The sequence below is a fragment of the Enterobacter sp. EC_50 genome, from assembly GCF_019584525.1.
Taxonomy (GTDB): Bacteria; Pseudomonadota; Gammaproteobacteria; order Enterobacterales; family Enterobacteriaceae; genus Enterobacter; species Enterobacter roggenkampii.
In genome coordinates this window covers 1-20290 of the sequence record NZ_VDAF01000036.1, presented here as the reverse complement: position 1 = coordinate 20290, position 20290 = coordinate 1, and the positions used below count along the sequence as shown (strand labels likewise).

Below are 20290 nucleotides of genomic sequence, written 5' to 3'. Positions count from 1 at the left end.
GAAAGAAAATGACAGCCAAAAGACTCAAATGAGTAAAAACACATTAACTCAAAAACACACCTATCCTTACCGAGAACACTGATCTGGTGCATAAACTTTTTATGTGCCAGATCGGTGTTGGCCAAGCAAAGCGCGGCAGCGTGTTTAGACTTACAGTAAATGGCGTTTATGGTTCATCTGTTGGTGCAAAATACGCGCAATCAGAATATCCGTATCACGAACCGTATAAAAAATGGCATGTCGCTGAAATTCAATGCGCATCACACCAGGAACGGTATGGTAGTCACGTCCCATATCTGGCATTCCGGCCAGTGTCTCGAAAAATGCCTCAAGTGCGTCTGTATAATGGTCTGCCTGAGCTTCACCAAATTTCAAGAGCGTATAGTCATAAATCCCGGCGAAGTCGTCTGCTGCCCGTTCAGTGAGTTTATACACGATGTCTCAGTTTTCTTTGTGCTGCAATATCCCGCAGTGATAGCGAGCTTTCACCGCTTTCCAGCCCAGCAATAACAGCCTGACGAATAACTTCATCGTTTGTTTCCTGTTGCTCCAGCAATCGCAGCGCAGAACGCATAACTTCACTCGCAGAGCCGTAACGGCCACTGTCTATTAATCGACTAATAAACGAATCGAGTTGTTCGCCAATCGTAACGCTTGTTGTTCTGGCCATAACGCCCCCTGTGTTAACTATCAACACAATGATAGGAATACTTGCTCCTGGTGTCAACGAATACACCCAAACGGATTTCGCCCCCTTCCTGCCAGACTGGTTTTTTAGCTTACTTTTAGCGATGAAGTAGGTAAGGGCGAAAAGCGCCTTTTCGCTGCATTGCGTCTCGTTGACTCCATGCCTCCGGCTAAGGCCGGAGGTGCTACTTAAAGTCTTTTGGGGAGCATAGCGACCATGCCGAACCGGCGCGGCCATCTGGCCGCTGCAAGGGCGGTCATTATCGGTTTTCCCCGTTATCCACAGAACTTATCCAGCGAATAAGTAGATCTTTAATGAAGTTAAGTAGGTCGAAGACCTGATTGTTTTGCAGCTAACTATTGGTTGATTGCAGATAGTCCCATTTACCTATTTGCAGGTAAGTGTGCATAAAAGATATAACGCCGGTGTTGATTGGGGTTTTGACCAAATATCGGTGAGGTTATCGTGATAATGGTGACTAAAAAACGAGCTGTTTTGGCACTGTTGCAAAGTTAGCGATGAGGCAGCCTTTTGTCTTATTCAAAGGCCTTACATTTCAAAAACTCTGCTTACCAGGCGCATTTCGCCCAGGGGATCACCATAATAAAATGCTGAGGCCTGGCCTTTGCGTAGTGCACGCATCACCTCAATACCTTTGATGGTGGCGTAAGCCGTCTTCATGGATTTAAATCCCAGCGTGGCGCCGATTATCCGTTTCAGTTTGCCATGATCGCATTCAATCACGTTGTTCCGGTACTTAATCTGTCGGTGTTCAACGTCATACGGGCACCGGCCTTCGCGTTTGAGCAGAGCAAGCGCGCGACCATAGGCGGGCGCTTTATCCGTGTTGATGAATCGCGGGATCTGCCACTTCTTCACGTTGTTGAGGATTTTACCCAGAAACCGGTATGCAGCTTTGCTGTTACGACGGGAGGAGAGATAAAAATCGACAGTGCGGCCCCGGCTGTCGACGGCCCGGTACAGATACGCCCAGCGGCCATTGACCTTCACGTAGGTTTCATCCATGTGCCACGGGCAAAGATCGGAAGGGTTACGCCAGTACCAGCGCAGCCGTTTTTCCATTTCAGGCGCATAACGCTGAACCCAGCGGTAAATCGTGGAGTGATCGACATTCACTCCGCGTTCAGCCAGCATCTCCTGCAGCTCACGGTAACTGATGCCGTATTTGCAGTACCAGCGTACGGCCCACAGAATGATGTCACGCTGAAAATGCCGGCCTTTGAATGGGTTCATGTGCAGCTCCATCAGCAAAAGGGGATGATAAGTTTATCACCACCGACTATTTGCAACAGTGCCGGATTGAGCGGCGTGGCATGGTCAGTCTTCCCGCAGGTACTGGTACAAGGTTTCGCGGCTGATGCCGAAGTCACGGGCCACCAAGGTTTTCTGGTCGCCTGCCGCAACTCGCCGTTTCAACTCGGCAATTTGTTCGCTGTTCAGCGATTTCTTTCGTCCCCGGTAGGCCCCGCGCTGCTTAGCCAGCACGATTCCCTCGCGCTGACGTTCGCGGATCAGAGCGCGCTCGAACTCAGCAAAGGCTCCCATGACCGACAGCATCAGATTGGCCATCGGTGAGTCCTCGCCGGTGAACGTTAGCCCTTCTTTGACGAACTCCATGCGCACGCCCCGTTGTGTCAGCCCTTGGACGATGCGGCGCAGGTCATCAAGGTTGCGTGCCAACCTGTCCATGCTATGCACCACCACGGTGTCGCCCTCGCGGACGAAGGCCAGCAGCCTTTCAAGTTCGGGACGTTGTGTGTCCTTGCCTGAAGCCTTATCGGTGAATACCTTGCCGACTTCTATTTGTTCCAGTTGTCGATCAGGATTCTGGTCGAAGCTGCTGACGCGAACGTAGCCGATACGTTGACCTTGCAAGATGCCTCCAAAGGTAAAAATGTCAGGATGAAATCTATTACCCTTGGCTGAATGTGTCAATAAATATAAATTAATACCCTACTCTGACGTTGTTTGTGCTCAACATCTGACATCAGGTTAGGGTATGCCTCAATCTGACGGCTGCGAACCGCCAGGGACAGGCGCAATGTCAGATTCTGTCGCGGCCTTGGCGCGTGCCTGGAAGCGTTCATAGCAATCCAGCCCGCAGAAATGTTCGACGTATTCCGCGCCTTCCGGGGTGAAGGCGGCATCGAGCGGAATTTCTTTGCAGCATACGCAGCAGGTGGTGCAACTGGCAGTGTTCGGGGCGTTTGCGTTCATGGTGGTACTCCTCCAGATTGGTAGCGAAGCTCAAAGCTGCCCACTCTCGGCTGGCTGGGAAGCGGTCATGATCTTCCCTTGAAGGCCCGCAGCAGCCGCGTCACAGACAGGACAAACAAGCCGGTCAGCGTGAGGGCTGCAATACCCCAGTGCTCCCCGATGAACGCGCCGGCCGTCGTGCCGGCTAGCACAATGGCGAGAATCGGCAAATGGCAGGGACAGGTGAGCACGGCCAGCGCGCCCCACAAGTAGCCGGTGATCGGTTTGTGCGTCTCAGACGGCAAGTGCTCTGGGCTGTTCATGGCAGACTCTCCGCGTGCTGTGCCGGTTCGGTTGGCATGGCGGCCAGTTGCATTTCGAGGCTGGCCAGGGCCTCGCGCCGACGCTCGACGAGTTGCCGCAACACGGCAAGCTGCGCAGACGCACCGTCACCGTCCGCAGCATCCAGCGCCCGGCACAGCCGCGCCAGTGCGTCCAGGCCGATACCCGCTTCGAAGGCAGCCCGTACAAAGCGCAGCCGTTGCAACGCGGTGTCATCGAACAAGCCGTAGCCGCCCGTGGTGTACGCGACCGGCCGTAGCAATCCGCGCAGCAGGTAGTCGCGCACGATATGTACGCTCACCCCGGCATCAAGGGCCAGCCGGGACACTGTGTAGGCGCTCATTGAACACCTCCTTTTCCTCATCCGGCGCAGCACGAAAGCTGCTTCACGTCCTTGCTGAAGGTCTGCGCCGCGAGCTTCAGCCCTTCGACCATGGTCAGGTAGGGGAACAATTGGTCGGCCAGTTCCTGCACGGTCATACGGTTGCGAATGGCGAGCACCGCCGTCTGGATCAGTTCACCCGCTTCCGGGGCCACCGCTTGCACGCCGATGAGCCGTCCGCTACCTTCCTCGATGACCAGCTTGATGAAGCCGCGTGTGTCGAAGTTGGCAAGCGCACGCGGCACGTTATCCAGTGTTAGCAGGCGACTGTCGGTCTCGATCCCGTCGTGATGTGCTTCCGCCTCGCTGTAGCCCACGGTGGCGACCTGCGGGTCGGTGAACACCACGGCCGGCATTGCGGTCAGGTCCAGGGCCGCATCGCCGCCAGTCATGTTGATCGCCGCACGAGTGCCGGCCGCTGCCGCCACATAGACGAACTGCGGCTGGTCGGTGCAGTCGCCGGCCGCGTAGATGTTCGGGCTACTGGTGCGCATGCCCTTGTCGATGACGATGGCCCCCTGCGCATTGACGGCTACCCCCGCCGCTTCCAATGCCAGGCTGCGCGTGTTCGGTGTCCGGCCGGTGGCGACCAGCAGCTTGTCGGCGCGCAATTCACCGTGCGTGGTGGTCAGCACGAATTCACCGTCCATATGGGCGACCTGGCTGGCTTGCGTGTGCTCCAGCACCTCGATGCCCTCGGCACGGAAAGCGGCTGTCACCGCCTCGCCGATGGCCGGGTCTTCACGGAAGAACAAGGTATTGCGCGCCAGGGCCGTGACCTTGCTGCCCAGCCGGGCAAAGGCTTGCGCCAGCTCCAGCGCCACCACCGACGAGCCGATTACGGCAAGGCGTTCGGGAATGGTGTCGCTCGCCAGGGCCTCGGTGGAAGTCCAGTAGGGTGACTCTTTCAAGCCCGGAATCGGCGGGACCGCCGGGCTGGCACCCGTGGCGACCAGGCAGCGGTCGAACATCACGACGCGCTCGCCACCCTCGTTCAAACTAACGATAAGGCTCTGGTCGTCCTTGAAACGCGCTTCACCGTGCAGAACGGTGATGGCTGAATTGCCGTCCAGGATGCCTTCGTACTTGGCATGACGGAGTTCTTCGACACGGGCCTGCTGCTGGGCCAGCAGCCGCTCGCGCAAGATCGTCGGCGGTGTGGGTGGCATGCCGCCGTCGAATGGGCTTTCCCGGCGCAGATGGGCGATGTGGGCGGCGCGGATCATGATCTTGGACGGCACACAACCGACGTTGACGCAGGTGCCGCCGATGGTGCCGCGCTCAATCAGCGTGACCTGCGCGCCTTGCTCGACGGCCTTCAGTGCTGCCGCCATCGCGGCTCCACCGCTACCAATGACGACGACCTGCAACGGGCGTTCGTTGCCACTGGGCTTATCAGCGGCCCCTATCCAGCCGCGCATCTTGTCGAGCAGGCCGGCGCGGTTGTCCGTCGGTGGCGCATCGGCAAGCGTTGCCTCGTAGCCCAGTCCGGCCACGGCGGTAGTCAGCGCATCCGATGACGTGCCCGCCTCAATGGCGAGTTGCGCTGTGCCCTTCGGATAGGACACCAGCGCCGATTGCACGCCGGGCACTTTCTCCAAGGCTTCCTTGACGTGAGCCGCGCACGAGTCGCAGGTCATCCCGGTGATTTTCAGGGTGGTCATGTATTTTTCCTTTTCTGTGGTGGCTACGGCTGTTGCCGTCAGCCACGTTGTTCTGGCAATTCACAGCTGTCCGGCCCGCAGCGGCGATGTGCTGGCGAGATGAAATCCCAGACCGACACCCCAACCATCAAGGCCAGGCCGACATAGAGCAGTCCACCGCTCTGCCAGCCGTAAGCCCGCATTAAAAACACCGCTGCCAGCACCAAGATCGGGCCTATCGTGCCGAGCGCCGTGCGTCGCCACTGTCGATGATTGAGCCAAGCGATAGCATTGGCGAGTAACGCGATGCCGGCGAACATCGGCAGCAGGATGCCAATGAATAGCCCCTCGTACTGGCTCAAGAAGCCCAGTCCGATGGCCGCGCCAAAGCTGGCGATGGCAGGAAAACAGGCGGCGCAGCCCATCGCGGAAACGACGCTGCCGAGCGCGCCGGTTTTGCCAGCGATGCGCGTGATGAGTCCCATGTGTCGCTCCCGAGTTCGGTTAACGGATCAGCGTTTGAGGCTGGACGGATAGCCCGCGTCCTCGGTCGCCTTGGTCAACTTCTGGACGTTGGTCTTGGCATCGTCGAAGGTGACGACGGCCTGGCGCTTGTCGAAACTTACGTCGGTCTTGCTCACGCCCTCAACCTTGGAAAGCGCGTGCTTGACAGTGATCGGGCAAGAGGCGCAGGTCATGCCAGGCACGGACAGCGTGACGGTCTGGGTGGCGGCCCACACGGGGGCAACAACGGCAGCGAGGGCGAGGGCGGCAAACAGTTTTTTCATGATGAACTCCTGTGATTAATAGAAAAATGGCATGACGTAGGGAAATCCGAGCGAGACCAGGACCAGCGCGGCCACGATCCAGAAAATGAGCTTGTAAGTAGCTCGCACTTGGGGAATCGCGCAGACCTCACCCGGTTTGCAGGCTTGCGCCGGGCGGTAGATGCGCCGCCAGGCGAAAAACAGCGCGACCAGCGCTGCGCCGATGAAGATCGGGCGATAGGGTTCCAGCACCGTCAGGTTGCCGATCCATGCCCCGCTGAACCCCAAGGCGATCAAAACCAGCGGCCCCAGGCAGCAGGCCGACGCAAGAATGGCGGCCAGCCCACCGGCGAAGAGCGCGCCGCGCCCGTTTTGTGGTTCAGACTTTTGTGGTTCAGACTTTTGTGGTTCAGACATACGCTTGTCCTTTCAAATTTGGTTTGGATAGCTTAAGCTTACTTCCGTAGTTATGTACGGAGTCAAGCGATATGCAAATTAATTTTGAGAATCTGACCATTGGCGTTTTTGCCAAGGCGGCCGGGGTCAATGTGGAGACCATCCGGTTCTACCAGCGCAAGGGCCTGCTGCCGGAGCCAGACAAGCCCTATGGCAGCATTCGCCGCTATGGCGAGGCGGATGTAACACGAGTGCGGTTCGTGAAATCGGCCCAGCGGCTGGGCTTTAGCCTGGACGAAATCGCCGAGCTACTGCGGCTGGAGGATGGCACCCATTGCGAGGAAGCCAGCGGCCTGGCCGAGCACAAGCTCAAGGATGTGCGCGAGAAGATGGCCGACTTGGCACGCATGGAGGCCGTGCTGTCTGAACTGGTGTGCGCCTGCCATGCGCGGAAAGGGAACGTTTCCTGCCCGCTGATTGCGTCACTGCAAGACGGAACGAAGCTCGCTGCATCGGCGCGGGGGAGTCACGGGGTGACTACGCCTTAGCGTGCTTTATTTTCCGAATTCTGAGACGACCCCTTCAATGGCACACGCTTCGGCCCCTCAGGCGGTATTCAGTCCGGAGCAGGAGGCTCGTATCGGAGAAATCGCTGCCGACTATCTGATCTCCCACCCGGAGATTCTCGTGACGGTCAGTCAAAAGCTGCAGGAACAGCAGGAGGTACGTAAGCAGAAAATGTTTGCACTCAGCGTGATGGAGAATCAGGCGAACCTTCTGCATGATCCGGACACACCGGCTTACGGGCCTGAAAATGCAAAAGTCGCGGTGATTGAATTCTTTGATTACCAGTGCGTGTTCTGCAGCCGCTTTGCGCCGGAGCTGGAGAAGGTTATGAAAGCGCAGCCGGACGTCCGCTACCACTTTAAGGAGTGGCCAATTTTTGGTGGTCGCTGGGAAGCTTCATTTCAGGCAGCACAGCAGGGGCTGACGGTCTGGCAAAAGAAAGGGCCGCAGGCCTATGTCACCTATCACAATGCCATCTACGCCACCGGTCATAATGAAGGCAAACTGACGGCGGAGGATATTCACGGAGCAGCGTCAAAGGCGGGACTGACCACCCCAGCTCCTGGCGACCATACCGCATCCCTGGAGAAAAACAGTAACCTGGCTGAGGCGCTGGGACTCACCGGAACGCCGGGGATCATCGTCATGCCCGTTAGCGGAGCGACTCCTGATACCATCACGGTTTTCCCGGAAGCCGTAACCGCTGAAAGACTCCAGGCAGCAATCCTGAAAGCCACGGCCAGATAGAGGATTTCAATTTCCTGTTTGCTGTGCCAGCCACATATGCAACCAACTTTTTTTAGCATATAGTTAAGTTCAGTAGTAAAATGCAGCGCCTCGTCGAGAGATGATGATTATGGAGTCCGTCGTCGTGAAATTTAAAATCCAGCACTTGCAGGCCGCAGTGGCACTGGTTCTTGCCAGTTTCCAGCCGCAACCCAAAGCGGTTGCGTGTCAGCCTACGATTGTTGAACGGGTTTACGAAATGGGCTCCAGAGTCAACAAAACCGATATCAGCGAGCTCACTGTTGCTCTCAATGACGTAGCTGAAGAATTACGCTCAAGTCGCATTGAGCTGGCCCGGTATGCAGACAGCGATTTCTCCGGCGCTATCAAAGTCGCCAGCGACATCAGAAATCATACTATCCATGTCGCAGGTATCGCAGAGTCCTTTGTTCTGATGTTGCCGGAAAAAAACATCATTCAGTCGTATGACAGGAATTCTGTTGAGTTTGCGTTCTTTAAGGCCATTAAGATGGTCAGTCTTGCGACCAAAAACTACCTTAGTCTGATTGATCAAATCACGCGAACGACAGAAGTGCGTGACTCTGGAATCAACCTCTCGGCCATGAATCACCTGCTGGATTCAGGCGACAGGGCTGCGGCCAAATGGCGTTAACGGCTGAGTACAGTCATGTCACGTGGGATTCGTTTTTCCAGCCCACGTTTGCCGTTTACCCTGAGCTGGAGAGTCAGCTACAGGCAGAGTTCATCACGTATAAATCAACTGGCGCACCGTCGAATCTCCTTGGAAGGGACGCCCCCTTTGATTTCCCGCCATTCGCTGTCGATGCTAACGTCCAGCATATTCACGTTAATCTGCATTTCCAGCTCACCTGGAGTGCCAGACAAGAGAATTACAACCGTACCTCAGATCATTATCTCATTTACACAGAACACATGTGGGATAGCGGCCGCTTTCTGCTGATGGGGCTGATAACACCGGCTCATGAACGTATGCCAGCGAGAGATACCCGGTTACTCAGCTACTTTTCTGAAGTTGCAGAAGATTTTCACGCTTCATAACCCTCAAAATCACATATGGTACCCGGCGAAAGAACGAAAAGGACCGGCCATCCCGCATATCCAAACCACCCCGGTTCAGAAGGGGAAGCAGGATAACCGGCAGACCTACTTTAACGGAAGTTCCACTGTTGAACCATTCGAGAAAATCGCGCAGCCTGCGAGCATCTTTGCACACTATCTTGTTAACTTATCATCTTGGTATGTTATTAAGTTCATATCAGATCCAGACGGTCACGAGCCGTGCGCAGGCGCGCTTCGCCGCGGCGATCGTACTGCTGGGTGGTGGTGACGCTGGCATGCCCCATGGCATCCTTTACAGTGATTAAGTCCTCGCCGTTATCCAGCATGGAGGTCGCAAAGGTTCGCCTTAAATCGTGCGGTGCGCATTTTGCAATCCCAGCCAGGCGCTGGCGCACCTGCAGGACATGGTACACCGTCTGGTCGGTAAGCCGGTCGTTCGTCAGGGTGTCAAAGCGGCGGATACGGGTGAACAGCGGCCCGTCTTTTTCTCCCCGCACGTCATCGATCCACTTTCTGAGCCGCTGCCAGGTGCCCGCCGGCATATAGGCCAGCCTTTCCTTGTTCCCCTTACCCAGTACCCTGAGCGCCCGCTCATCTGTGACAATGTCACACAAATCGAGCCCCACGGCCTCCGAGCGTCGCAGGCCGCAGCCGAGAATGACACCCAGCATCGCCGCATCGCGCACCCCAATGCTGGAGTCATCGGCCTCGCAAGCACCGAACAGCGCCCGGATCTCCTCCGGCGGCAGGGCCCGGCCGCGCGGAAGACGGCTGCCGCGCAGGTTACGGACCGCCCGGATGTGCTGGAAGCTCTCCACGTCCATCAGCCTGAGCATCCAGGCTTCCTTCGCCACGCCCTTGAGTGCCGAAAGATAGGTGTTGACGGTGGCGGTGGCCCGGCCGGTGTCGCGCAGCAGTTCGGTCACGGCCATCACGTGATGGCGCCGCAGGCTGCCCCAGCTGCAGGACTCCAGGGAGGCAGCTCCGAGCATAACGGCGACGATGTTCAGGAACGAGGCCATGGTCTGCCGGCTGCGGTGGGAATTGAGTGAAAGCAGGTAGGCCCGGGCCGGGCTGACCGGGGCATTCTCACCTGACAGCGCCGGCAGGAATTCCTCACTGGCTGCGGGCAGACTCAGCTCCGGTTCGTCATCGGGAATCAGGATCATGTCGGGCTCCGTCCGGCGCGCTGCGTAAAAAATCGGGGGCAAACTTACTGTCAGAGCGTACCGCAGAAAGTCTACTTTTTCAAAGGTACATTTTAATAAGTAGACTTGAAGCACTTGTTCTTAGCTGTACGATTACAACATGCTTTTGATAAGCCAATAGCTTTATCTAAAAGCAATGCAAAAATGGAAGAGGATGATTCTACAATAAGCATCATTAAACTTATTGTGGGATTGATTAGCTTTTACCATTCTGATTTTTATGTTGGCACATATTAAATAATAAATAGTTAATCGAGTTTATCGAACTTCGATTCAAAAAAACGTTATGTCATTTATTCAAGAAATTGGTGAGAAAATAGGGCGCATATAAATAGGCGACTCTTGGCAACCCTCCTCGCATGTCTGGCATATGCTCAATGCAAATTGCATAACAGGTGGTTAATGTGCTTATTCATTATCGATGGTTTTAGAGCATGTATCGATTGCAGTTTACAGTCTAGGCATTCCAGGTAATGCTACCAACTTGCTGATTTAGTGTATGATGGTGGTTTTGAGGTGCTCCCGTGGCTTCCATCTCCATCAGTTGTCCCTCCTGCTCAGCTACTGAAGGCGTGGTGCGTAACGGTAAAAGTACTGCCGGACATCAGCGCTATCTCTGCTCTCACTGCCGTAAAACATGGCAGCTACAGTTCACTTACACCGCCTCTCAGCCCGGTACACACCAGAAAATTATTGATATGGCCATGAATGGCGTCGGATGTCGCGCCAGTGCACGCATTATGGGCGTTGGCCTCAACACGATTTTACGTCACTTAAAAAACTCAGGCCGCAGTCGGTAAACTCACGCATACAACCGGGCAGTGACGTCATTGTTTGCGCGGAAATGGACGAACAGTGGGGTTACGTCGGCGCTAAATCACGCCAGCGCTGGTTGTTTTACGCGTATGACAGGATACGGAGGACGGTTGTGGCGCACGTATTCGGTGAACGCACGTTGGCCACGCTGGAGCGTCTTCCGGGCCTGCTGTCGGCCTTTGAGGTCGTGGTATGGATGACGGATGACTGGCCGCTTTATGAATCACGCCTGAAGGGAGAACTGCATGACAAAGTCATTGGACATTATCTGAACATAAAGGGGTCAGTTTGGATATCGAAAATTATTGTACGTTAGGCTCATTTTTTGACCATCAATGATGAGCCAATATCTGGCGAAATTTAACAGAACCGCCTATGCCCCAAATCCCGTATCGGTAGATATCATTTTTGTAGTAACTTTCCTTCCGACAGTATCACAGCCAAAAATAATATAAATATATGATTTATATCGTAAATAAAGGTAGTTATGTTTATTCTTAGTTATACTATAGTGGAGTATGCATTGACGATAATTATATACTCCACTATAGTATATAAAATCAAAAATGGTGAGGTAAATAATGCCCAGTACTCCTGAAGAGAAAAAAAAGGTCCTTACCCGTGTTCGCCGCATTCGGGGTCAGATTGATGCTCTGGAAAGAGCGCTGGAAAATGGTGCTGAATGCCGTTCCATTCTTCAGCAGATAGCTGCCGTTCGCGGAGCAGCTAACGGTCTTATGGCAGAGGTGCTCGAGAGCCACATACGGGAAACCTTTGACCAGAATGACAGCTACAGCCATGAAATCAGTAAATCCGTTGACGATACGATTGAACTGGTTCGCGCCTATCTTAAATAGCTAAGCCATCACATTGAGGATAATTTACATATGAAATCACGTGCTGCCGTTGCATTTGCACCAGGGAAGCCCCTGGAGATTGTTGAAATTGATGTTGCACCACCTAAAAAAGGCGAGGTGCTGATTAAAAATACCCACACCGGTGTCTGCCACACCGATGCCTTTACCCTCTCCGGGAACGATCCTGAGGGCGTTTTCCCGGTGGTTCTCGGCCACGAAGGGGCCGGTGTCGTCGTGGAGGTCGGTGAAGGCGTGACCAGCGTGAAGCCGGGAGACCATGTGATTCCGCTTTACACCGCCGAATGCGGGGAGTGTGAATTCTGTCAGTCCGGGAAAACGAACCTCTGTGTATCGGTTCGCGAAACTCAGGGAAAAGGACTGATGCCTGACGGAACCACCCGCTTTTCTTACAATGGCCAGCCTCTTTACCACTACATGGGATGCTCCACCTTCAGTGAGTATACGGTAGTGGCCGAGGTTTCTCTGGCAAAAATTAACCCGGAGGCAAACCATGAACACGTCTGCCTGCTGGGCTGTGGCGTGACTACCGGGATTGGCGCTGTTCACAACACAGCGAAAGTACAGCCTGGAGATTCTGTCGCTATTTTTGGTCTTGGCGCAATCGGTCTGGCTGCCGTTCAGGGGGCTCGCCAGGCAAAAGCAGGACGCATTATCGCTATCGACACCAACCCGGCCAAATTCGAACTTGCCCGTCAGTTCGGTGCAACCGACTGCATCAACCCGAACGACCATGACAAACCGATTAAAGATGTGCTGCTTGAAATCAACAAATGGGGCATTGACCACACTTTTGAATGTATCGGTAACGTCAACGTTATGCGTGCGGCGCTGGAAAGTGCTCACCGTGGCTGGGGCCAGTCCATTGTCATCGGCGTGGCCGGCGCCGGGCAGGAGATATCCACCCGTCCATTCCAGCTCGTTACCGGGCGCGTATGGAAAGGTTCTGCTTTCGGCGGAGTGAAAGGCCGTACGCAACTTCCGGCCATGGTAGAAGATGCCATGAAGGGTGAAATTGAACTGGAGCCATTTGTTACCCACACGATGACGCTGGATGAAATCAATGAGGCCTTCGATCTTATGCATGAAGGTAAATCAATCCGTACGGTAATCCGTTACTGATAGCGTCTTAACTGAGTCAAACCAACTGAAGGAAATGGATCATGGCAACACCTGTAATTTCTGGTAATGACGTTTTTTCCCACGTCTTCATCGGTGCATCCGATGTTGAAAAATCCGCTGATTTTTACGATGCTGTCCTCGGTACGCTTGGCATCAATAACCTCGGCCCGTTTGGCAATGGCTGGGTACTTTATGGTCGCGAAAAGCCAGCCTTTATTATTGCACATCCGGGCAACGGTGAAGCGCCATCGGCCAACGGCGTTACTGTCGGCTTTGCAGCTGCAAGTCCGGAAGAAGTTGATGCTTTCCACGCCGCGGGCCTTGCCGCCGGAGGGAAAGATGAAGGTCAGCCTGGCCCGCGCAGCCATCTCCCTGGAGCCTATGCAGCCTACCTGCGAGACCCTGCGGGTAACAAAATCACGGCTTATACGTTCATCTGACGTCCGGCTATAAAGAGACTTCCCCTGACTCCCTGTCAGGGGAAATAACCATGAGACAGAGGCTGATGGAACTCATCGAGCAGCATGCCAGCGCTGGCGGCTGGCAAAACGTATACCGCCATAATTCACAAACACTTAATTGTGGGATGAATTTCGGTGTTTATCTTCCCCCCAAAGCAGCAACAGAAAAACTGCCGGTCCTGTACTGGCTCTCGGGTCTGACCTGTACGGAGCAGAATTTCATCACCAAATCGGGTATGCAGCATTATGCCGCCAGGAACAACATCATCGTCGTTGTTCCTGATACCAGTCCCCGTGGAGAGCATGTCGCAGATGCTGACAGCTACGATCTGGGCCAGGGTGCCGGATTTTATCTGAACGCGACGGAACATCCGTGGAACACGCATTACAGGATGTATGACTATATTCTCCATGAGCTTCCGGATGTTGTCATGGAGCATTTACCTGTAACATCAAGGAAATCAATATCCGGTCACTCCATGGGGGGGCTGGGAGCGCTGGTTCTGTCGCTGCGAAATCCTGATGAATATGTGAGTGTATCGGCATTTTCACCAATAGTGTCACCTTCTCAGGTGCCATGGGGACAACAGGCATTCACCGCGTACCTGGGTGAAAATAAAAAAACGTGGGAGCACTACGATCCCGTCAGTCTCATTTTACAGGGTGCGAAATTACCAGAAATTTTTATTGACCAGGGATTAAGTGACGCCTTTTATGAAGATCAGTTACGCACTAAAAGTCTTGAAAGAGTGTGCAACGAGATGAACATCAACACATCATTCCGATATCATACTGGTTACGACCACAGCTATTATTTCATTTCCAGCTTTATTGGTGAGCACATTGCTTACCATGCCAACAGGCTCAGGCTGTCAGCATGAGTTGATTTCCAGCCTCAGAAAATGTGCTTAATTTTCAGGCCTGAACAGGGCCTGAATCCTGCAGACCTGAGATGTGCTGTAACCGGTGGCTTCAGCAGTTTCTCTTATGCTCAGTTTCTTGACCTGTCGGTAATACAGAACTTTCTTATGTCGTTCCTGATCGGCCTGTTTGCCCCGGTATTTTCCCAGCGTATGTGCCCGTTCAATTCCCTGCTTCTGCCGATGGCGGCGGCTCAGCCAGTCCTTATGCGACATCGAGGCCATCAGGTCGATAAGCATATTATTGATGGCGGTTATCACGGCGCGGGTGATTGGGTCAGCCTGCGAAGGATCTTTATCTGACAGCGCCTGCCATGAGGTGGGTACATCGAGGCTGACAATCCGCAGCTCGTGTTGCTCGATTTGCTTTTTCAGCGTCATCCAGTCGCTGTTGCTCAGACGGGTCAGACGGTCTATCTGCTCGACCAGTAAAATATCATTGCGGTGACTGTCCATCAGTAAGCGCCCCAGTTCCGGGCGGTCAAGTTTTGTACCGCTGATGTTCTCCCGGTAGTAACTGGCTATTTTATGTCCCCGCTCCTGAACAAACTGCTCCAGCATCTCTTTTGCCCGATCGGCGAACTGATCTTCCGTCGATGCCCTTAAATAAGCTCTGATGAACATTTTTCCACCACGTTATCGCATTTAAGTTATTGCATTTAATCTATCGCATATAGGTTATGTCATTCATCGTGTGCCGTCACGTTTTGAATATGGCGTCAGGGTGTACCCTTATGCGATATCTGGTTTTGTTAAAAATACCGTACTGAATAATTTACGAGGAAAACTATATGGCAAGGAGGCAGATTCTTTCTCTGTCGGAAAGAGAATCATTACTGGCATTACCGGACGATGAGTTAACGCTGACCCGAATGGCCTATTTCAGTGAGCAGGATCTGGCATTTATTAATGCTCATCGTAAACCGGCCAGCCGGTTTGGTTTCGCCGTCCTTCTTTGCTATCTGAAAAATATCGGGTTTGCTCCGGATAAAAAATCGTCTCCACCGGCAGAATTGCTCAGAGTCATCGGCAACCGCCTTAAACTTTCAGCAGAACTCTGGCAGGAATATATTTCCGGCCGTGATACCACCCGGCGCGAGCACCTGGGGGAACTGTATCGGTATCTGGAACTGAAAGCCTTTAATGGGGCACTTCAGAAAGAATGCATCCAGCATCTGCTCCCTCTGTCTACCAGGACCGATCGGGGCATACTTATCGCCGAGGAATTACTGAAGCGTCTGCATCAACAGCGAATTATTATTCCTGGTATTGATGTTGTGGAACGTACCTGTGCTGAAGCAATGACACTGGGTGATAAAGCGGTTTACACCACGTTGAATGCGCATCTTAGTATCACGCATAAATCAGCGCTTGATGCGCTACTGGTGACAACTGAAAAACAAATCTCCCGTTTGACGTGGTTGCTTCAGCCTCCGGGAAAGATCAATGGAAAGAATGTCCTGCAACATATCGACCGCCTTAACGCCATTGAAGCACTGGCGCTACCGGAAGGCGTGGATAAAACAGTTCATCAGAACCGGCTGCTGAAACTGGCGCGGGAAGGCCGCAAAATGAGCAGCCGGGATTTAGCTGATTTTTCCCCTGCTCGTCGATACGCAACGATGGTCTGTGTACTGACTGAGGCCAGAGCCACAATCATTGATGAAATTATAGAACTGCATGAACGCATACTGGGCAGTATGTTCAGCCGGGCAAAACGTCAGCAGGCCGAACGCCTTCAGAAAACGGGCAAGCTGATACAGCAGAAATTACGGCAGTATGTTTCCGTTGGACAGGCTATCTTGGATGCACGCAACGCAGGCGAAGATCCTCTGTCTGCTGTTGAACAGATATTACCGTGGGAAGATTTTGCCGCCAGCTTGGAGGAAACCCGGCTCCTTGCACGTAAGGATAATTTCGAACCGCTTCATCTTATTACCGAAAAATTCAGCACGCTGCGCAAATATTCGTCCCGGTTGTTATCGGCCCTGCAACTGAGGGCCACTCCGGCCGCCTTATCTCTTAATTATGCCCTCGATACTATCCGTGAAATGTATCGTAAGCAGCTAAGAAAGGTTCCCTCATCAGCGTCACTGGATTTCATCCCTGAGAGCTGGAAAAAGATGGTGATCACCCCCTCAGGTATTGACCGGCAATACTATGAAATTTGCGCAATGAACGAGCTGAAGGGGGCGCTGCGGGCCGGTGATATCTGGATCCGGGGTTCCCGGCGCTACAAAAACTTCGATGACTATCTTATGCCAGGAGATAATTTCGAAAAGTTATTAAATAATAATCAGTTAAATATACCTGTCGAAACAGATTGCGAAGCTTACCTTAAGGCAAGGCTGACGCTGCTGGCCTCCCGCCTGGAGGAAGTTAACGCAATGGCCGTTACCGGGGATCTTCCCGATGTGGATATTTCAGATAAAGGTCTAAAGATCACCCCGCTGGATAACAGCGTTCCTTCCACAATATCACCACTGGCCGACCTGATTTACAACATGTTGCCACACCCAAAAATTACAGAAATACTGGATGAAGTTGAGAGATGGACAGCCTTCTCGCGACATTTTACCCATCTGAAGAACCCGCTTACCCGCCCGCAGGATAACCGTTTGCTGCTTACCACCATCCTGGCGGACGGCATCAATCTGGGGCTGACCAAAATGGCAGAGTCCTGTCCGGGAACCACGCGGGCTTCGCTGGAAAACATGCAGGCATGGTATATCCGCGATGAAACGTACTCTGCTGCACTGGCTGAACTGGTTAATGCCCAGAAGTCACGTCCGCTGGCGGCATTATGGGGAGACGGTTCAACCTCATCTTCTGACGGTCAGAATTTTCGGGTTGGCAGCCATGGCCGCTATGCCGGTCAGGTCAACCTGAAGTACGGTCAGGAGCCGGGGGTGCAGTTTTATACGCACATTTCTGACCAATACAGTCCGTTTTACACCAAAGTGATCAGCCGTGTTCGTGATTCCACCCACGTACTTGATGGCCTGCTGTATCACGAAAGTGATCTTGAAATCACGGAACATTACACCGATACGGCAGGTTTCACGGAGCATGTTTTTGCGCTGATGCATCTGCTGGGGTTCGCTTTTGCACCCAGGATCCGGGATCTTCATGACAAGCGGTTGTTTATTCAGGGGAAGGCTGATAAATATCCGGCTCTACAGTCAATTATTTCCACAACTCAACTGAATATCAAAGAGATAGAAACCCACTGGAATGAAATTCTGAGGCTGGCGACCTCAATAAAGCAGGGAACTGTGACCGCTTCTCTGATGCTGAAAAAGCTGGCCAGTTATCCGAAACAGAATGGGCTTGCCAAGGCACTGAGGGAAATCGGCCGCATTGAGCGAACACTGTTTATGCTGGACTGGTTTCGCGATCCTTCACTGCGTCGCAGAGTTCAGGCAGGTCTGAACAAAGGGGAAGCCCGGAATGCCCTTGCCAGAGCCGTTTTCATGCATCGTCTGGGCGAAATAAGGGATCGAGGTCTGGAAAACCAGAGTTACCGGGCCAGTGGACTGACGCTGATCACCGCCGCGATCACATTGTGGAATACCGTATATATAGAGAACGCCGTTAACCTGCTGAAGAGGAAGGGGCTACATCTCAATGAGCAATTGCTGTCACACTTGTCTCCGTTGGGCTGGGAGCACATTAATCTGACGGGAGATTATATCTGGAGAAACAATAAAAAACTGGCAGAAGGGAAGTATCGACCTTTGCGGCCGGTTGATATCAGCCAGTACAAAAAACAACCTTAACGTACAATATTTGCCGTTTCCCAAACGGAGCCCATAAAACACTATCAGTAAGTTGGAGTCATTACCCCTCAATCAAACGTGAGAAGTCGTCACCTTTAAAACTGGTCACATTTTCAATACCCAGATCGGAAGCAGACTGGTTGATAGTCTCTACCGCATAGAACTTTGCACCAGTCAGGCGCGGGGCTAACAGGTAAGATGAAATTAAGGTTTTACCAACACTGCCACTGTAATTAATTACCGCTACTTTCATAAATCACCTCAGAATTTTTTGTTGAACTTCTTAGGGTTGAAATCCTCACCGATTTTATTGAAGAATTCTTTATCAATAATGCCGGGACTCTCTGCTTTTTCACTTTCCTGCGCTTCAGGCTCAGACGGTTGTGTATTGTGCAATACACTTTCCGCTGCACCCTTCGCGCTACTCTTATCATGTGTATTGTACAATACATTTTTTCGGTTTTGCCGCGTTCTATACAGTGCCATCTCAAGCCCTTTGGCTGTTACCGAAAAGCTGTATTCGCTGTCGAGGATTTCAGCAATTTCATGCCGCGTTAGCCCTCTGTCCAGCCAGTTCTCGATTTCATTTAGGCGCAATCTGACAGCAGCCGATAAGTTGCGGGGTTTCAGATCTGCTGGTTTATTCATAACCCCCTCCGTTGTATGAAAATGACTCTACAACACTCGTAAGAAGGGGTCAATCGAGTTTTGTAGTTTATCTGTAGTTTTCTTGTAGTCTCTTTGTAGTCTGTCACGGTTTTTGTAGTTTCTTTGTAGTCTTCTTGTAGTCTATTTGTAGTCTGCCAACACTAAGGCAAAACGTTTTTTGTAGTTTTGGTTGCTCAGATGGTCATGCAAGCATGACCATCAAAGAATAGGACGCTTTTTAGCCAAATGCCCCTTAACCTACGGAGATCGCCCTACCAAAAAAAGATGATTTTTTATCCCTTAACCTGCTATACACCTAACGCAGCGTGATAAATCACGCTATCACACTGATTTAAAAGGAAAAAAACAAAATTTAGCCATGCTGCGGTATTACCCAGGTATTACAAATCTAATATAACTTACTGATTTAAAACATTTTTTATTTATTACTTTGGTAATACTATGATTTCACCGTATTAGACACCCTTTTTTCGTTTAAAAAATGCACAAAGTGAGGACTGAATGCCAACAATAACCGCAAAAGTATCAGATGAACTTTTGGCCTATATAGACCTGGTTTCAGGTGGTAATCGGTCAGAGTATCTGCGGCGCTGCCTTGAAGCTGGCCCAGGTGATCTGGAGTCCGGGTTGAAAATAGTTACCAACCAGCTGAGCGACGTAAATCGCAAACTGGATTACCTTTTTGACCGTGCTTCAGATGCGGATTTTGGCTCACTGCGCGATGAGCTGAAGGCAATAACCGAAACGCTATCTGGCGTAACATTCCCACCGGCAGGACAGATGATGTTGCATGAATCACTCGCTATTGAAACGCTGATCCTCCTACGTTCGATAGCAGAACCGGGTAAAACCAAAGCGGCAAAAGCAGAGGTTGAACGTAACGGCTATAAAGTCTGGGAACCACGGAAAAATCATGAACATTCCCGTAAATAAAGGCTTCCCAGAACCTTCAAAAGGTACTCCGGATCCATCGCGCACATCGCTCTTTTGTGTTTAATACTCGCTTTTAGTGTCGTTTCACTTTTTAGCATGTTTAAACACATCTGTCTGATCCTTGCGAAATTCTCTGCTCGTTCTTCCGCTCGTTTACGGCAAGCATCTTCACCAAATGCAGTATCCAACATCCAATGCATCGACTCGACTAACCAGTGCGAGCGTGAAGCATTTAACAATTCTTTAGCACTGAGTGAATCGCCACGGGTTTAACAGACACCTCAGAGTCATTTAAGATGGCTTAAAGAGAGGTGCCCATGAGCGGTAAGCGTTATCCCGAAGAGTTTAAAACTGAAGCAGTCAAACAGGTTGTTGATCGCGGTTATTCTGTTGCCAGCGTTGCAACACGTCTCGATATCACCACCCACAGCCTTTACGCCTGGATAAAGAAGTACGGTCCGGATTCTTCCGCTAATAAAGAACAGTCAGATGCTCAGGCCGAGATCCGCCGTCTCCAGAAAGAGCTGAAGCGGGTTACCGACGAACGGGACATATTAAAAAAAGCCGCTGTAGATTCAATCTGTCAATGCAACACCCCTTTCAATTATCTCTTTCGGTGTTTTGAACTTCAGTGTCTTTCTCGGTCTGTTGTTTAGCTGAGCAGCAACCAGATCTAGT

26 protein-coding genes and 3 pseudogenes are annotated in these 20290 nt (G+C 52.3%); 12 read left to right on the top strand and 17 right to left on the bottom strand.

Annotation, left to right across the window (positions count from 1 at the left end):
- Nucleotides 1-150 precede the first annotated feature (150 nt).
- From FHC48_RS21490 to merT, 11 genes are all read right to left on the bottom strand, one after another.
- The gene (locus FHC48_RS21490; RefSeq protein WP_000277490.1) at nt 151-435 is read right to left on the bottom strand and encodes a type II toxin-antitoxin system RelE/ParE family toxin; all 285 of its coding nucleotides are present in this window, start codon (nt 433-435) and stop codon (nt 151-153) included.
- Nucleotides 428-670 carry a type II toxin-antitoxin system ParD family antitoxin gene (locus tag FHC48_RS21485; RefSeq protein ID WP_000124732.1) on the bottom strand — a complete coding sequence of 81 codons (243 nt, stop codon included), beginning with the start codon at nt 668-670 and terminating at the stop codon, nt 428-430. The genes FHC48_RS21490 and FHC48_RS21485 overlap by 8 nt, the downstream gene beginning before the upstream one ends.
- A gap of 567 nt (nt 671-1237) precedes the next feature.
- Nucleotides 1238-1942 (bottom strand): IS6-like element IS26 family transposase, encoded by a 705-nt coding sequence (locus FHC48_RS21480; RefSeq protein ID WP_220420591.1) that lies wholly within the window; start codon nt 1940-1942, stop codon nt 1238-1240.
- A gap of 84 nt (nt 1943-2026) precedes the next feature.
- On the bottom strand, nt 2027-2584 hold the full coding sequence (locus FHC48_RS21475; RefSeq protein ID WP_001162010.1) for a recombinase family protein: 558 nt from the start codon (nt 2582-2584) through the stop codon (nt 2027-2029).
- 129 nt (nt 2585-2713) lie between these two features.
- Nucleotides 2714-2926 carry a DUF3330 domain-containing protein gene (locus tag FHC48_RS21470; protein ID WP_000993245.1) on the bottom strand — a complete coding sequence of 71 codons (213 nt, stop codon included), beginning with the start codon at nt 2924-2926 and terminating at the stop codon, nt 2714-2716.
- Between the two features lie 65 nt (nt 2927-2991).
- A complete protein-coding gene (gene merE / locus FHC48_RS21465) occupies nt 2992-3228 on the bottom strand; it encodes a broad-spectrum mercury transporter MerE (RefSeq protein WP_001087807.1) in 237 nt (78 codons plus the stop codon).
- Complete coding sequence (merD, locus tag FHC48_RS21460) at nt 3225-3590, bottom strand: mercury resistance co-regulator MerD (protein WP_001277466.1); 366 nt, start codon at nt 3588-3590, stop codon at nt 3225-3227. Before merD ends, merE begins: the two co-directional genes overlap by 4 nt.
- Nucleotides 3591-3607: 17 nt before the next feature.
- Entirely contained in the window at nt 3608-5293 is a 1686-nt protein-coding gene (merA, locus tag FHC48_RS21455; RefSeq protein ID WP_000209296.1) for a mercury(II) reductase, read from the bottom strand.
- 38 nt (nt 5294-5331) lie between these two features.
- Nucleotides 5332-5757, bottom strand: coding sequence for an organomercurial transporter MerC (merC, locus tag FHC48_RS21450; RefSeq protein WP_000522996.1), 426 nt, complete (start codon nt 5755-5757; stop codon nt 5332-5334).
- Nucleotides 5758-5784: 27 nt separating this feature from the next.
- Nucleotides 5785-6060 carry a mercury resistance system periplasmic binding protein MerP gene (gene merP, locus FHC48_RS21445; RefSeq protein WP_000732275.1) on the bottom strand — a complete coding sequence of 92 codons (276 nt, stop codon included), beginning with the start codon at nt 6058-6060 and terminating at the stop codon, nt 5785-5787.
- Between the two features lie 15 nt (nt 6061-6075).
- Nucleotides 6076-6456, bottom strand: coding sequence for a mercuric ion transporter MerT (gene merT / locus FHC48_RS21440; protein WP_001294654.1), 381 nt, complete (start codon nt 6454-6456; stop codon nt 6076-6078).
- Between the two features lie 71 nt (nt 6457-6527).
- Between merT and merR the strand changes: the two genes are divergently transcribed.
- From merR to FHC48_RS21420, 4 genes are all read left to right on the top strand, one after another.
- Nucleotides 6528-6983 (top strand): Hg(II)-responsive transcriptional regulator, encoded by a 456-nt coding sequence (gene merR / locus FHC48_RS21435; protein WP_001166628.1) that lies wholly within the window; start codon nt 6528-6530, stop codon nt 6981-6983.
- Nucleotides 6984-7020: 37 nt separating this feature from the next.
- Complete coding sequence (locus tag FHC48_RS21430; RefSeq protein WP_220420590.1) at nt 7021-7749, top strand: DsbA family protein; 729 nt, start codon at nt 7021-7023, stop codon at nt 7747-7749.
- Nucleotides 7750-7873: 124 nt separating this feature from the next.
- Nucleotides 7874-8401: a hypothetical protein gene (locus FHC48_RS21425; RefSeq protein ID WP_225986326.1), complete on the top strand. Its 528-nt coding sequence runs from the start codon at nt 7874-7876 to the stop codon at nt 8399-8401.
- Complete coding sequence (locus FHC48_RS21420) at nt 8392-8808, top strand: type II toxin-antitoxin system YafO family toxin (RefSeq protein WP_023338064.1); 417 nt, start codon at nt 8392-8394, stop codon at nt 8806-8808. The genes FHC48_RS21425 and FHC48_RS21420 overlap by 10 nt, the downstream gene beginning before the upstream one ends.
- 212 nt (nt 8809-9020) lie before the next feature.
- On the opposite strand, the gene FHC48_RS21415 is transcribed toward FHC48_RS21420, so the two are convergent.
- On the bottom strand, nt 9021-9998 hold the full coding sequence (locus FHC48_RS21415) for a tyrosine-type recombinase/integrase (protein ID WP_013087234.1): 978 nt from the start codon (nt 9996-9998) through the stop codon (nt 9021-9023).
- A gap of 563 nt (nt 9999-10561) precedes the next feature.
- Between FHC48_RS21415 and FHC48_RS21410 the strand changes: the two are divergent.
- The 5 genes and pseudogenes from FHC48_RS21410 to fghA all read left to right on the top strand — a co-directional run bounded on the left by FHC48_RS21410 (nt 10562) and on the right by fghA (nt 14192).
- A pseudogene (locus tag FHC48_RS21410) lies at nt 10562-11169 on the top strand (IS1 family transposase).
- A 265-nt stretch (nt 11170-11434) separates the two neighbouring features.
- Entirely contained in the window at nt 11435-11710 is a 276-nt protein-coding gene (frmR, locus tag FHC48_RS21405) for a formaldehyde-responsive transcriptional repressor FrmR (RefSeq protein WP_001141270.1), read from the top strand.
- A 30-nt stretch (nt 11711-11740) separates the two neighbouring features.
- Complete coding sequence (gene frmA / locus FHC48_RS21400; RefSeq protein WP_000842086.1) at nt 11741-12850, top strand: S-(hydroxymethyl)glutathione dehydrogenase; 1110 nt, start codon at nt 11741-11743, stop codon at nt 12848-12850.
- Nucleotides 12851-12891: 41 nt separating this feature from the next.
- Nucleotides 12892-13290 (top strand): VOC family protein, encoded by a 399-nt coding sequence (locus FHC48_RS21395; RefSeq protein WP_000235177.1) that lies wholly within the window; start codon nt 12892-12894, stop codon nt 13288-13290.
- Between the two features lie 65 nt (nt 13291-13355).
- Complete coding sequence (fghA, locus tag FHC48_RS21390; RefSeq protein WP_009652884.1) at nt 13356-14192, top strand: S-formylglutathione hydrolase; 837 nt, start codon at nt 13356-13358, stop codon at nt 14190-14192.
- A gap of 27 nt (nt 14193-14219) precedes the next feature.
- Here the strand turns inward: fghA and FHC48_RS21385 are convergent, their stop codons facing one another.
- On the bottom strand, nt 14220-14855 hold the full coding sequence (locus FHC48_RS21385) for a recombinase family protein (protein WP_000470624.1): 636 nt from the start codon (nt 14853-14855) through the stop codon (nt 14220-14222).
- 167 nt (nt 14856-15022) lie between these two features.
- On the opposite strand from FHC48_RS21385, the gene FHC48_RS21380 reads away from it, so the two are divergent.
- Nucleotides 15023-18010, top strand: coding sequence for a Tn3 family transposase (locus tag FHC48_RS21380; protein ID WP_064167125.1), 2988 nt, complete (start codon nt 15023-15025; stop codon nt 18008-18010).
- Between the two features lie 61 nt (nt 18011-18071).
- On the opposite strand, the gene FHC48_RS21375 is transcribed toward FHC48_RS21380, so the two are convergent.
- Together FHC48_RS21375 and stbA are read right to left on the bottom strand one after the other, a co-directional pair.
- Nucleotides 18072-18263 carry a hypothetical protein gene (locus FHC48_RS21375; RefSeq protein ID WP_001515192.1) on the bottom strand — a complete coding sequence of 64 codons (192 nt, stop codon included), beginning with the start codon at nt 18261-18263 and terminating at the stop codon, nt 18072-18074.
- Nucleotides 18264-18271: 8 nt separating this feature from the next.
- Nucleotides 18272-18658 (bottom strand): plasmid stabilization protein StbA, encoded by a 387-nt coding sequence (stbA, locus tag FHC48_RS21370; RefSeq protein WP_001515191.1) that lies wholly within the window; start codon nt 18656-18658, stop codon nt 18272-18274.
- A gap of 522 nt (nt 18659-19180) precedes the next feature.
- Between stbA and FHC48_RS21365 the strand changes: the two genes are divergently transcribed.
- On the top strand, nt 19181-19612 hold the full coding sequence (locus tag FHC48_RS21365; RefSeq protein WP_220420589.1) for a traK protein: 432 nt from the start codon (nt 19181-19183) through the stop codon (nt 19610-19612).
- Here the strand turns inward: FHC48_RS21365 and FHC48_RS21360 are convergent.
- Nucleotides 19591-19866: pseudogene (locus FHC48_RS21360) on the bottom strand (transposase); the annotation flags it as partial. The gene FHC48_RS21365 and the pseudogene FHC48_RS21360 overlap by 22 nt on opposite strands.
- A gap of 63 nt (nt 19867-19929) precedes the next feature.
- On the opposite strand from FHC48_RS21360, the pseudogene FHC48_RS21355 reads away from it, so the two are divergent.
- Nucleotides 19930-20178, top strand: a pseudogene (locus FHC48_RS21355) (transposase); the annotation flags it as partial.
- A gap of 9 nt (nt 20179-20187) precedes the next feature.
- Here FHC48_RS21355 and FHC48_RS23575 read toward each other — a convergent pair.
- Nucleotides 20188-20290: hypothetical protein (locus FHC48_RS23575; RefSeq protein ID WP_001414958.1), on the bottom strand; the 103-nt coding region annotated here is incomplete at its 5' end.